Here is a 13,621-nt window from a genome sequence, read left to right on the forward strand (position 1 = left end):
AGCAGCGCAGAAGACGGCTTTAAGGAAGGGCCGAGGATTCGCATTGACCAATTGCCTGGGCCCCGGTTGCAGTACCCATCCTGACTCGTCGGGCACACATATTGGCGTTAAAAATGCTGTGCTTCGGCGACTTTTAGAATCCGCTGCAAAGCGACCATATCAATTGGCTTTACAAAGTAATGATCGAAGCCTGCGGTCCTGGCAAGGATCTTGTCGTGTGCCTGCCCGTAACCCGATAGCGCGATGAAAATGGCGTCCTTCGCTTCGGCGAGATCATGCAAACGCCGAGACAATTCATAGCCATCCATGTCAGGCAAGCCGATGTCCAGAATAAGAACCTCCGGATGAAACGTCTTTGCCGTTTCCAGGGCACGATAAGCAGAATTCGCGACTGACACTAAATGGCCGTTCGCCCTGAGAAGGGCAGCGAGCGATTCCGCAGCGTCAAGATTGTCGTCCACGATCTGGATGCGCAGCGACTGTTCTGTCGGACTGCTCGCCGATTCTGATGGAGAATGCCTGGTCCGCTCGGGCTCTGCTTCCAGGATTGGCAGTGCAAGCGTAAACGTACTCCCTTTGCCTTGGCCTTCGCTTTGGGCCGTTACACGGCCCCCATGGAGCGAAGCGATGTTCTTGACGAGAGCCAGGCCCAACCCAAGGCCGCCTTGGACGCGGTCCGACGTCCGTTCGGCTTGCGTAAACAGATCAAACACTTGCGGCAGGAGCGCAGCGTCAATTCCGATTCCGTTATCAGTCATCGCCAGCTCAACCTGGGATCCCTTCATCTCCATGCAAAGATGAATCTCTCCACCTTGGGGAGTATATTTGGCGGCGTTGTTCAAGAGGTTCGTGAGCACCTGAATGAGACGCGTACGGTCGCCCAACACGACAGCATTCGTTGAGGCGAGCCGCATCGACAATGTGTGGTTCCTCGATTCGATCAGGGGTCTGGATTGCTCGACTGCCGCGCTGATGACTTCCTTGATATCGACCTCTTCTTTCTCTATGGAGACGAGACCGCGTATGACGCGCGACACGTCGAGCAGGTCGTCGACCAGGTCTGTCATGTGCTTGACCTGGCGCGCAATGATGTCGCTGGCACGCTTTGCCTGATTTTCATTATGGCCTGAGATACGAAGAAGATCGGCAGCCGTGCTGATCGGTGCCAGAGGATTGCGCAGCTCATGCGCCAGCATCGCCAGGAAATCGTCCTTGCGGCGGTTAGCCAGCTGCAGCGCCTCTTCGGACTCACGCTGGAGGGTGACATCGGTATTCGTGCCAAACCATCGGACAATTCGCCCGTTGTGATCACGAATTGGTACTGCCCTCGACAGGAACCAGCGATAGCTTCCGTTAACGCCGCGAAGCGGAAAGGTATCTTCCCACGTGCCCTGGCGCTCGACGATATTGGTGTAATACTTGGCCTTTGCTGCATCCACATAGTCGGGATGGTGCACTTTCGTCCAGCCCCAGCCCTGCATCTCTTCGAAGGTGGTGCCGGTATATTCGTACCAGCGGCTGTTATACCAAAAAATCGAGCCGTCGCTATTCGCCATCCATGCGAGCTGTGGAATGTTTTCGGCCAGCGCTCGAAACTGGGTCTCGCTGTCCTTAAGCGCGAGTTGGGCGCGCTTAAGTTCAGTGATGTCGAGCACATAGGCAATGCCCCCGTCTTCGAATCCGTCGAGATTCGTCGCGCCGATATATACCGGCAGCCGGCTTCCGTCTTTCCTGATGTATTCTTTCTCGAAAGGCTCCATCTTCCCGGTGGCGCGAAGTTTCTCCAGGGCGCACTTATCCACGCTATCCCATTCGGGCGGTGTTCGTTCGCGCCACGACAAGCCTTGTTGCTCATACTCCTGCCGGGTATACCCGATCATCCTTAGAAACTCGTCATTGACCTCAGTAAGCGTTCCGTCCGGCAGGTACTGGTAAATTCCGATAAGGTCGGATTCGACAATCTTTCGAAATTTCGATTCTGTTTTTACCCGTGCCTCTTCAGCCATCTTTTGCTCGTGGATGTCAGTGCAGGTCCCCATCCACCTTTCAATGACACCTGCATCGTTTCGAATAGGCAGGGCACGACCGAGGACCCAACGATACTGGCCCGAGCGATGCCGTACCCTGTACTCGATTTCGTACGGCTCACCCGTCTCAAGGCTGTGCCTCCAACGTTCCCGCGTTCGATGCAGATCATCCGGGTGGAATAGATTGGTCCATTCATCCCCGTTTGTTGAACCCTCCGGCACGCCAGTGAAGTCATACCACTGCCGGTTGAAATAATCATGATAGCCGTCCGGCAGGGTTGACCATACGATCTGAGGCATGGCATCTGCTATCTGGCGGAAGCGCGCTTCGCTCTTTTCGACAGCTTGCTGCTTCAAGACTTGTTCCGTGACATCTTCAACGCAATGGAGGATATAGATTATTTCTTCGGGCTGGCTGAAAACAGGGATGTTGAGTGGTTTCCAATAATGTACTTCAAATTCGCCCTCCACCGACCCATGCTTGGGGATGTCGTATTTCTGTATCGGCATGGCATCGGGCAACCTGTTCTTAAGTACTCGCAACAAGGACGCACGCAGGTTCCTGACTCCGGTAGCGCCTGGATCAGCGGGATTATCGGGGAATATTTCAAACAGCCCACGTCCCAAAATCTGCTCGCGGCGGGTCATGGTCGCCTGGAGGCGCGCTTCATTGGCGGCGACAATAGTGAAATCGGGCGTCAGAACCAGATAAGGAATCGGTGTTGCGTCAAACAACAGTCGGAAATCAAGTGCAAAACCATCAGGCAATTCAGTGGGCGTTGTCATATTGCAATCCTTTGCGAACGCATCAGTCCAGAGTCAGACTATGTTTAGCGGAAAAAGATTGCTTTTTTGTTCCTCTGAGCTATCAAAAACTTATTCCGACCTTTCGTGCATGCACGGTGAGTGCCTTACAGCAATTCACGGCAGTAGTCTGCAGGGCAGAGAGCCGGCATAGGGACCTTTGCTGGACCATGCGGCTAAGCAATTAAATAATGGGTAAACTACCGTAACCATCAAAATGGTCGCGGTACCATTGTCAGATTTGGCATAATCGCTTCCATATTTACACCGCTATGGCTAGCCGACAGATTATTACCTATTGTCCACGGTCGTCCGCACTTGGCGGAGCTTATACGTAGTTCACTTAAAAGCGCATTGACAAGTCTATTGGGTACCGCTACCATTCGCCTCATCTTCAATTGGTAGCGGTATCATTGCATTGCTGTAATGCTGAACCGACGCAGAGCGCGCCATCATTTTCTTTAGAAAGGTAAGTCATGCAAGCTCAAGAGCTGAAACGAGTCCTCGAAAGCGGTCTCCTGTCTTTCCCCCTGACCGATTTCGATGCAAACCTCCAGTTCAATCCGGGCCCTTATGTCGAGCGTCTTGAATGGCTGATGCCTTATGGTGCATCCGCACTATTCGCAGCCGGCGGCACTGGTGAATTCTTTTCGCTCGAGCCTGGTGAGTATTCTGCTGTTGTCAAGACCGCCATCGAAACTTGCCGTGGCCGCATGCCTATCATCGCTGGCGCCGGCGGCGGTACTACGCTGGCGATCAAGTACGCACAGGAAGCCGAGCGCCTTGGCGCACAGGGCGTGCTGCTGCTGCCGCATTATTTGACGGAAGCCAGCCAGGAAGGTCTCGTCGCCCATGTCGAAGCGGTTTGCCGCAGCGTCAAGTTCGGTGTCATTGTCTACAATCGCGGTGCGTGCCGCCTGACCCCGAAGTCGCTGCTGCAGCTGGCTGACCGCTGCCCGAACCTGATTGGCTTCAAGGATGGCGTGGGTGATATCGAAGCGATGGTGTCGATCCGCCAGCAACTCGGCGATCGTTTCGCCTACCTCGGCGGGCTTCCGACGGCGGAAGTGTTTGCCGGCGCCTACAAGGCGATGGGTTGCCCGGTCTATTCTTCAGCCGTCTTCAACTTCATTCCGAAGACTGCGATCGAGTTCTACAACGCGCATGCCGCAGACGATACCGAGACCACCAATCGCCTGATCCGCGACTTCTTTCTGCCCTACCTGGAGCTGCGCAATCGCGGTCAGGGCTATGCGGTGAGCATCGTCAAGGCCGGCGCCACCATCATTGGCCATAGCGCAGGTCCGGTTCGTCCGCCGCTGTCAGACCTCAAGCCTGCCGAAGTCGAAGAGTTGCGTGCGCTGATGGCCAAGCTTGGCCCGCAATAATCCCTTCATCAAAAACCGTAGACAAAATATCAGGAGACATCATGAAGAAGCTGCTTTCTGTTCTGCTCATCGGCCTTGCTTTCAGTGCCACGGCATCGGCCACAGGCTATCCGGAAAAACCGATCACCGCTGTTGTGCCATTTCCCGCCGGAGGCTCAACTGATTCGATCACTCGCGCGATCGGGCCCAAGATGGGCCAGACACTCGGTCAATCGATCGTCGTTGAAAACAAGCCTGGGGCTACCGGGGCAATCGGCGCAGGTTTAGTCAAGAATGCAGCACCGGATGGTTATACCTTCCTGATGGCCTCCATCGGCGTCTATGCGGTTAATCCTTTCCTTCAAAAAAAATTGGCGTATGACCCGGCCAAGGACTTCGACCTGCTGACCGTCGCAGTACGCGCGCCTAATGTTCTGGTCGCGACACCCAACTTCCCGGCCAACAATCTGCAGGAACTTATTGCTTACCTGAAGAAGAATCCGAACAAGGTGACGTTCGCGTCCTCCGGTTCCGGTTCCTCGGACCACCTGACCGCAGCCTTGTTCTGGCAGAAAACCGGCACCGCCGGCCTGCATGTTCCCTATAAGGGCGGCGCACCGGCGATCACTGATCTGATCGGCGGTCACGTTGATGTCTCCTTCCAGAATATCAACGTCGTAGTGAGTCACATCAAGACCGGCAAGCTGAAAGCACTGGCGATCACGAGCGACAAGCGTGCTCCGATACTGCCGCAGGTGCCAACCCTGGAAGAGGGCGGCGTGAAGGAGGTTGATGTCTACTCCTGGCAGGCTGCAGCGGCGCCAAAGGGCTTGCCGAAGGATGTCAAGGCCAAGCTGCACGGCGCGCTCGTCGGCGCGCTGAACGATCCGGAAGTGAAGAACCGCCTGGTCGAGCAAGGCTTTGAAATCGTCGCCAATTCTCCCGAAGAATTCGCCAGGTTCCAGCAACAGGAACTCGCACGCTGGAAGCGCGTGATCGAAGTCGGCAACATCCAGCTCGACTAAACCGATTTGGCCGGGACCACTTACCGGTGCCCGGCCTCTACTATTCATTCTCCTGGATAACACCATGTCTGCATCAAGCACCTCGCAAGCTGTGCGCGGCACGCCGGTCGTGACCGCCTTGCGCGTCGTACCGGTCGCCGGCCACGACAGCATGCTGCTCAACCTGAGTGGCGCCCACGGCCCTTACTTCACACGCAATATCGTCATCCTTACCGACAGCGCCGGTAATACCGGGGTCGGAGAAGTGCCCGGCGGTGAACGCATCCGCCAGACCCTCGAAGACGCCGCCGCCTATGTCGTCGGTCAACCGATCGGTCACTACCACAACATCCTCAATGCCGTGCGCAAGGCTTTCGCCGAGCGTGATGCCGGCGGCCGCGGATTGCAGACTTTCGACTTGCGCATCACCATCCATGCGGTCACCGCGCTTGAAGCCGCCCTGCTGGACCTGCTCGGCAAGCACCTCGGTGTGTCGGTCGCCGCACTGCTCGGTGAAGGCCAGCAGCGCGACAAGGTCGAGATGCTAGGTTACCTGTTCTATGTCGGTGACCGCAGGGTAACTGATCTGGAATACGACAGCGATCCCAATGCCGACAACGACTGGTTCCGCCTGCGCCATGAAAAGGCAATGACGCCGGACGCAATCGTGCGCCTGGCCGAAGCAGCGTATGAACGTTACGGTTTCAACGACTTCAAGCTCAAGGGCGGCGTCCTGCGCGGTGAAGACGAGATGGAGGCTGTCACCGCGCTGGCCGAACGTTTCCCGGATGCCCGCGTCACGCTCGACCCGAATGGCGGCTGGCTGCTCAAGGATGCGATTCGTCTTTGCCGGGACAAGCACAAGGTGCTTGCCTATGCGGAAGATCCCTGTGGCGCTGAAAACGGATTTTCCGGACGCGAAGTGATGGCGGAATTCCGTCGCGCGACCGGCCTGCCGACCGCTACCAATATGGTTGCTACAGACTGGCGCGAAATGGGCCATGCCATCCAGCTGCAATCGGTTGACATTCCTCTGGCCGACCCGCATTTCTGGACCATGCAGGGTTCAGTACGGGTGGCACAGATGTGCAATGAATGGGGCCTTACCTGGGGATCGCATTCGAACAATCACTTCGACATTTCGCTGGCGATGTTCACGCACGTCGCCGCCGCAGCACCGGGCAAGATCACCGCGATTGATACGCACTGGATCTGGCAGGACGGTCAGCGCCTGACGCGCGAACCGCTGCAGATCGTGGGGGGTATGGTAGATGTGCCGAAGCAGCCGGGGTTGGGAATCGAACTCGACATGGATCAGCTTGAACGGGCACATCAGCTTTACAAGGCAAAGGGCCTCGGCGCGCGTGATGATGCAATCGCGATGCAATATCTGATCCCAAACTGGAAGTTCGACAACAAAAAGCCTTGCATGGTGCGCTGAAGAATGCATCAGGTGAGCGGCGTTGTGCCGTAGCACCGGTATTACACACACCAAGGTTTTTCAATCTCGTCCCGGCCCGTCCGGGACGCTCCATTCTTACGTATTCATAAGCAGAATGCCATGACCCAGAACTACTCCATGACACTGCAGGAATCGACACCTGCGCAGATTGACGCGGCGGTACGTTCCGCTGTCGAAGCCAACGATCAATGGGCGAGCTCCAGCGCCGCCGAACGCAGCGCGTTGCTGCGCGAACTGGCATCGGCGCTCGAAGCCGACCGCGAGCGTCTGGTCGCGATCGCCAATGAGGAAAGTTTTCTCGGCGCCGCACGCCTGAATGGCGAACTCGATCGCACCGCCTTCCAGCTGCGTAGCTTTGCGGATGCGGTCGATAACGGCGAAGCGTTTGCCGTCATCGACGATGCAGCGGTGCCCGGCGGGCCGCCGGCCGGCCACCCGCGCCTGATGCGGGTCAATGTGCCGCTCGGACCAGTCGCGATGTTCTCGGCCAGCAATTTTCCTTTCGCCTTTTCAGTTCTCGGCGGGGATACTGCATCGGCCCTTGCGGCAGGTTGTCCGGTTGTCGTCAAGGCGCATCCGGCACATCCACGTCTGTCGAATGCCGTTTTCGACATGGCCAAGGTCGCGGCGCAGCGTGCCGGCGCACCGGCTGGTGTGCTGTTGATGGTAAGCGGCGCATCGCGCGAGGTGGGTGTTTATCTCGTGCGCCATCAGGACATCGCAGCGGTTGCATTTACCGGTTCCGTTATCGGCGGCATGGCGCTGCAGAAGGAGATCAACGCGCGTCCGAAGCCGATTCCTTTTTACGGCGAACTGGGCTCGACCAATCCCATCATTGCCTTGCCGGCGGCGCTTGAGAAACAGGGCGCTGAACTCGCGAAGAATTTGGCAGCATCGATCGCGCAGGGCTGCGGCCAGTTCTGCACCAGCCCTGGCATTCTGATCGCCTATGACGATGCCGTCACCAATGCGTTCGTGAACCAGCTTGCCGCAGCGATGGATAGCCAGAACACCCACGCCATGCTATCGCCTGGTATCCGGAAAGCTTTCGACGACGGCGTCGCGCGCCTGAACCGGCATGCCGCGTCGAAACGCATGACGACGGGTGAACAGAATGCAGACCGTCATCCGGTGCCAAACCTGGTGTCACTGGATACTGAAGCCTTCCTGCGGGACCCTGAATTGCGGGATGAAATCTTCGGCCCCTCCTGCGTCGTCGTGCGGGTGAAATCGACCGCGCAATTGCTCCAGGTGCTCTCTGCAGTTGGCGGCAGCTTGACCGTCACTGTGTGGGGTGCGGACAAGAACGACGCCGATACGCAAAGCATCGTGCGCGCAGCGATCAGGATTGCCGGCCGCGTGTTGTTTTCCGGCGTACCGACCGGGGTTGCCGTTACACGTGCGCAACATCACGGTGGGCCGTTCCCGTCGTCCACCCAGCCACAGACCACTTCGGTCGGTTTGATGGCGATGCACCGTTTCCTGCGTCCGGTCGCATTGCAAGAGCCGCCGGCCTGGCTGGCTGACCGCAGCGGCGTACCGCTGTAAATATTGGCCCATCCATGCGTTCTGCCCGGTGCACAAGCACCGGGGCTCCAGTCATGGTGATGGCCTGCATTGCCTGTAGAGGGTGTAACAGATCAAGCGGATTTATATGGTTAAAAATGCAAATCTCCGAGGAGAACGAGCTTAAAGGCGACGCACTGATGACTAGCAAACACTACCTTTCCTTACGGCAACAGTATAAGATAAACGGGCTGACGGATCGCAAAGGAAACGAGGAACGCGGCATGGGATCGCTGCCAGAATAAAATCAGGCAGAGTGTAGTGGTGGTCAAAAGGGGATATGAATGAATTTGCGCTCTATGCGTATAGGAACACGCTTGGCTGGAGGTTTTGCTCTGGTGCTTGCACTATTGATTCTGGTCGTAGCAATCAGCACGGCTCTCGTCAACCAGAACAAACGTGCATTAAAAGACGGCCTGGAGCTTGCCAACCTTAAAGGCGAGCTGGTTTCGGATATGAAAAGTGCATTACTTCAAGGCGGTGTTGCGATGCGCAACATGCTTGACATATCGACAGTCGACATGCAGAAGGCCAAGGTGGATGAACAAAACCGGTTATATGCAGAAGCACGTAAACGACTCCTTGGCATGCCTTTGAACGATGCTGAAAAAGCGATCCTCGCCGAATTGGACAAGATTGAGGAAAGTATCGCACCTCAGTACAAGGTGGCCATCGCTCAAGCACAGAATATGAATTCCGAAGGTGCGGCGTCGGTGATCACCAAATACATTGATCCGATGAATCTGAAATCGGTTGGCGCGATCGATAAATTGCTCAAGATGGAACAGGCGGCCGAAAAAAGAGTGATCATAGATTCGGAAGCCTCCGACGAGATACTCATGGCTATCCTGCTTAGCCTGACCGTGATGGCGGTTGCCTTGGGAGCTGCGATTTCCTGGCGCATTACGCGAAGCATTACAGGACCGCTAAACAATGCGGTGGCGCTTGCTGAGACGGTCGCCAGTGGTAACTTAACGTCGAGCGTTGATGACAATCACGTGGACGAGATTGGCCAGTTGTTCAGTGCGCTGGGCAAAATGAATGCAAGTCTCAATAGCATTATTGCAAACGTGCGGAGCACCACCGAAATCATTGGTAGCGCATCGCAACAGCTCGCGGCGGACAATATCGATCTATCGGCACGCACGGAGTCCCAGGCAGCCTCACTGGAAGAAACGGCGTCCGCCATGGAAGAATTGACGGCCACGGTGCATCAGAATGCGGAAAATGCGCAGCAGGCCAATCAGCTTGTGCAATCGGCGTCTTCAGTAGCCCTGCGTGGTGGCGAAGTCGTGGGAGAGGTGGTCCAGACCATGACCTCCATTAAAGAAAGCTCACGCAAAATTGTCGACATCATTAGTGTGATCGATGGGATTGCCTTTCAGACCAACATCCTGGCTTTGAATGCCGCGGTTGAGGCTGCCAGGGCAGGCGAACAGGGTCGCGGATTTGCCGTAGTGGCAGCCGAAGTGAGAAACCTGGCGCAACGCTCGGCTTCAGCAGCCAAAGAGATCAAGGACCTCATTGGCGATTCAGTCACCAAGGTCGACGTGGGAAGCGAACTTGTCAATCAGGCCGGGGCTACGATGGAGGAGGTTGTCAGCAGTGTGAAAAAGATAACGGACATGATGTCGGAGATCCTCGCTGCCAGCGAAGAACAGCGTTCAGGAATTGAAGGCGTTAACAAGGCAGTTATCCAGATGGACCAGGCGACACAGGAAAACGCGGCACTTGTCAGCGAGGCTGCTACTGCAGCGTCGACGATGGAAGAAAGAGCGAGCCAGTTGGCTGCAGCGGTCGGCGTTTTTAAGACAAGCACTTAAGAACAAGGACTTAAGAACAAGGACTTAAGAACAAGGACTTAAGAACAAGCACTTAAGAACAAGCACTTAAGAACAAGCACTTAGCGAAAACAGTGTGGTCGCAGCAAGTAGCGTTTGGTAGACGAACTTGGACCGAATCGAGCGCTTTACTCTGCGGCGACCTTTAACATCACTGTCTGTTACCGGCGCCCTGCAACCGGAAACATTTCAAAAAACTTCCTATCCAAAGTAATAGAGCCAGGCTTGTCGAAAAGCCAGACCACCGCCTCCTATAAGAATAGAAAAATAGACGATGGTACATACGTTACCGGCATGGCCCAATAAAATACACACCCCATCACGCTGCACGATCCCTACCGCAAAAAAGAGAAGGGCCAGAGCCGGTAGCGTATTACTCAATGGAATCAGGCCGAACGGCGCCATGAGAAGTATTGCGCCCAGTATCAAGGAAAGATTATTCAGCAGCCCCATCAATCCATTTGACGCCAAAGATTTCATTCGGTGTGGTCGACTCACCGTTTCGAGACGGCGCAGCCATGTGAGTGCTTGACGAAACACCGGTAGCAACTTTTCAGTCGAAATAATACGGTTTTGAAATGACGCAGGTAGCCATAAATCGCGATTAAAAAGCCGACTTATCGACATCATTAAGATGGCCGCTCCAAATACTGTACTTACGCCTGGAACGGAAACTGGAATGATAAAAATCAGTGACAGGAATGCAATCAAGATCATGAGGCCATCCTGGCCCACCAAAGATACGATCTCTCGAAGTGTCACGCCATCAGGCGGCAGTTTTTCAACGACGTCCTGGATTTTAGTAGTTAAAGGTTCCATTATTTTTGGAATTTGACTGTTTTAGTAAGCGCAGTCGAATCCTTCTTAAAATGCTTACGCACCATTGTGGCCGCAATATGCATGGTTAGTTTGGTGTATTTGGTTGTTCCTTATTTTGCAGTTTCGCAAATAAGGCAGCTTGATAAGCAAGCCTGTTCGACCTTCAGGTTCTGCCAGCCAATGGGCATACTTTCAGTTTGTGCCACGAATCGATATACAATACCCGTCCTTCAACAACAAGAACCGACGGGAAACCGTGTCGTTCTGTCGTAGTGGATATATTAATTATCCTTGGTTTGATTATATTAAATGGCATTTTTGCCATGTCTGAGCTGGCTGTTGTTTCTTCGAAAAGAATGCGGCTCGAAAAGCTCTCCGAAAACGGGAGTCGTGGGGCAAGAGCGGCACTCCAGCTCGCTGATAACCCAAGCCGTTTCCTCTCTACCGTCCAAGTCGGTATCACACTCATCGGTATTTTTAACGGTGCCTTCGGCGAGGCTTCCCTGGTTGCGCGCCTGACGCCCCAGATCGCCAGCGTCCTCCTGCTAGCAGAATATGCACGTGAAATTGCGCTGGGCATTGTCGTTGTTGGGATTACGTTTGCGTCGATTGTCTTAGGCGAACTGGTACCGAAGCGAATCGCGATGCAATATCCGGAAACCGTCGCGACAGTGATTGCGACGCCAATGCAATTGTTATCGCGGATAGTTTCGCCCTTTGTGAAGATCCTGTCGGTAGCTACCGAGGCCATCATGCGTCTGCTCGGCTTGCACAAGCACAAAGAAGTCGCGATGACGGAAGAAGAAATTACCGGACTGATCAAGGAAGGAACGCATGCCGGTGTCTTCGAAAAGACAGAGCATGACATTGTCACGCGCGCTCTTCGCCTGGATGATCAGCGTCTTGGCGCACTCATGACGCCACGTACCGACCTCGAATTTATTGACCTGGATGACCCTGTCGAACAAAACCTCGGAAAGATTGCGGACAGTCCCTTTAGCCGCTTCCCAGTTTGCCGGGGCGACCGTTCCAAAATCATCGGGATTGTTCACGCCGGGGACCTGTTTGAGCAGGCAATTCGTGGAAAGTCGATTTCCAGCGTTGATATTGCGCATGCAATAAAGCCTGCTCTCTACGTGCCTGAATCAGTCAGCGGAATGGCCCTGCTGGAAACGTTGAAAAAGAATCGTGCCGAGCTGGCGATGGTTGTCGACGAATATGGCGAGATCGGCGGCATGGTGACCTTGAGCGACGTGATGGGTGCACTGGTCGGTGACGTCTCCGTGGTTGACGATGACGGCCATGAAGCCGATGCCATACAGCGCGAAGATGGATCGTGGCTTGTCGACGGTGGTGTCTCGCTCGACCGCTTCAGGGAATTATTAAACACTGATGTGCGCTTTCCTGAAGAAGCTGCGGGTACGTATCACACGCTCGCTGGCTTTGTACTGACGCAGTTCGGCCACATCCCGCATGCTTCCGAGCATTTCGAATGGGAGAACTTGCGCTTTGAAGTGGTCGACATGGACCGTCAGCGTATCGACAGACTGTTAGTGTCGCATCCTGCGTCAGGTCAACTACAAAAAGGTGCCAAAGCGGATTGAGATCCAAGGGCTTCTGCGTGAAGGACGACTTGCGAAACGCATATCTTTGCGCTACATAAAGGGAGCGCGGATAGCTGGCATTCGATAACGGCTATCCGCGCAGAGGCTCACATGGCTCTTTGGACATCGACGACCACACGTCCCCTGATTTTTCCATCAAGGATGTCGCGCGCCACGTCGAAAACTTCCGGGAGCGCTACCGTGCGCGACATCGCGGCGATTGCTTGAGGTTTCAGATCCTTTGCAAGCCGTTCCCAGGCATCTTCTCTTTCGGCACGCGAAATCAGAACACTGTTGATGCCAATCAGCTTCACGCCGCGCAAAATGAACGGTGCGACCGTCAAGGGAAGATCCATGCCTTGTGCCAGGCCGCAGGCAGTAACGGTACCGCCATATTGTGTGCTCGCGCATGCGTTGGCGAGCGTATGTGAGCCGACAGTGTCGACTACACCCGCCCATCGTTCTTTTTGCAGAGGCTTTCCCGGAGAAGACAGGCTTGACCGATCAATGATGTGGGCAGCGCCAAGTTCCCGCAGGTAGTCTGATTCGGACAGGCGACCAGTGGAGGCAGTCACCTTGTATCCCAGTTTGGCAAGAATCGAAATGGCAATCGATCCGACGCCGCCAGATGCACCGGTAACCAGCACCGGCCCTGAATCGGGCGCCACGCCATTCTTTTCAAGTCCACGCACGCACAGCATCGCGGTGTAGCCTGCGGTGCCGATCGCCATGGCGTCCCACGGCGTTAATCCGGCAGGAAGGCGTATTAGCCAGTCGCCCCGTACACGGGCGCGCTGCGACAAACCACCCCAGTATCGTTCACCGATTTCCCAGCCATTGACGATGACCTTATCGCCAACCTTCCATTCCGGATCGTCGCTTTCTGCAACAACACCACAGAGGTCGATGCCGGGCACTATTGGAAAGCTTCTTACGACGGGAGACCGCCCGGTAATGGCCAGACCGTCCTTGAAGTTTATGGTCGAATAATGAACGTCGACGATGACATTGCCGCTCTCGTAGCGAGGCAAGACGTCGTCATTGAATTCACGGAGGGCGGCTTGCGTTTTTCCATCATCGCTTTGCGTCAGATAGATTGCATTGAACATTATCAATTACCTCATTGT

General features: G+C 55.2%; 9 protein-coding genes. 6 read left to right on the forward strand and 3 right to left on the reverse strand.

Features of this window, described 5'->3' with window-relative positions; all coding sequences use genetic code 11:
• Positions 1-107 precede the first annotated feature (107 nt).
• Positions 108-2,813, reverse strand: a complete 2,706-nt coding sequence (locus ASE07_RS25575; RefSeq protein WP_057293633.1) for a PAS domain-containing hybrid sensor histidine kinase/response regulator — start codon at positions 2,811-2,813, stop codon at positions 108-110.
• A gap of 494 nt (positions 2,814-3,307) precedes the next feature.
• Here ASE07_RS25575 and kdgD point away from each other — a divergent pair, with 494 nt between their 5' ends.
• From kdgD to ASE07_RS30555, 5 genes are all read left to right on the forward strand, one after another.
• On the forward strand, positions 3,308-4,219 hold the full coding sequence (kdgD, locus tag ASE07_RS25580) for a 5-dehydro-4-deoxyglucarate dehydratase (RefSeq protein WP_057293634.1): 912 nt from the start codon (positions 3,308-3,310) through the stop codon (positions 4,217-4,219).
• Between the two features lie 41 nt (positions 4,220-4,260).
• On the forward strand, positions 4,261-5,223 hold the full coding sequence (locus tag ASE07_RS25585) for a Bug family tripartite tricarboxylate transporter substrate binding protein (RefSeq protein ID WP_057293635.1): 963 nt from the start codon (positions 4,261-4,263) through the stop codon (positions 5,221-5,223).
• Positions 5,224-5,287: 64 nt separating this feature from the next.
• Complete coding sequence (gene gudD / locus ASE07_RS25590) at positions 5,288-6,643, forward strand: glucarate dehydratase (RefSeq protein WP_057293636.1); 1,356 nt, start codon at positions 5,288-5,290, stop codon at positions 6,641-6,643.
• Between the two features lie 102 nt (positions 6,644-6,745).
• Entirely contained in the window at positions 6,746-8,212 is a 1,467-nt protein-coding gene (locus tag ASE07_RS25595) for an aldehyde dehydrogenase (NADP(+)) (RefSeq protein WP_268793474.1), read from the forward strand.
• 302 nt (positions 8,213-8,514) lie between these two features.
• Positions 8,515-10,053, forward strand: coding sequence for a methyl-accepting chemotaxis protein (locus ASE07_RS30555; RefSeq protein WP_057293638.1), 1,539 nt, complete (start codon positions 8,515-8,517; stop codon positions 10,051-10,053).
• A gap of 219 nt (positions 10,054-10,272) precedes the next feature.
• Here the strand turns inward: ASE07_RS30555 and ASE07_RS25610 are convergent, their stop codons facing one another.
• Entirely contained in the window at positions 10,273-10,890 is a 618-nt protein-coding gene (locus ASE07_RS25610) for an exopolysaccharide biosynthesis protein (RefSeq protein WP_057293639.1), read from the reverse strand.
• Between the two features lie 272 nt (positions 10,891-11,162).
• On the opposite strand from ASE07_RS25610, the gene ASE07_RS25615 reads away from it, so the two are divergent.
• Positions 11,163-12,494, forward strand: a complete 1,332-nt coding sequence (locus ASE07_RS25615; protein ID WP_200961026.1) for a hemolysin family protein — start codon at positions 11,163-11,165, stop codon at positions 12,492-12,494.
• 107 nt (positions 12,495-12,601) lie between these two features.
• Here ASE07_RS25615 and acuI read toward each other — a convergent pair whose 3' ends face one another.
• The gene (gene acuI, locus ASE07_RS25620; RefSeq protein WP_442946134.1) at positions 12,602-13,606 is read right to left on the reverse strand and encodes an acrylyl-CoA reductase (NADPH); all 1,005 of its coding nucleotides are present in this window, start codon (positions 13,604-13,606) and stop codon (positions 12,602-12,604) included.
• Positions 13,607-13,621 lie beyond the last annotated feature (15 nt).

The organism is Noviherbaspirillum sp. Root189, assembly GCF_001428545.1.
GTDB lineage: Bacteria > Pseudomonadota > Gammaproteobacteria > Burkholderiales > Burkholderiaceae_D > Noviherbaspirillum.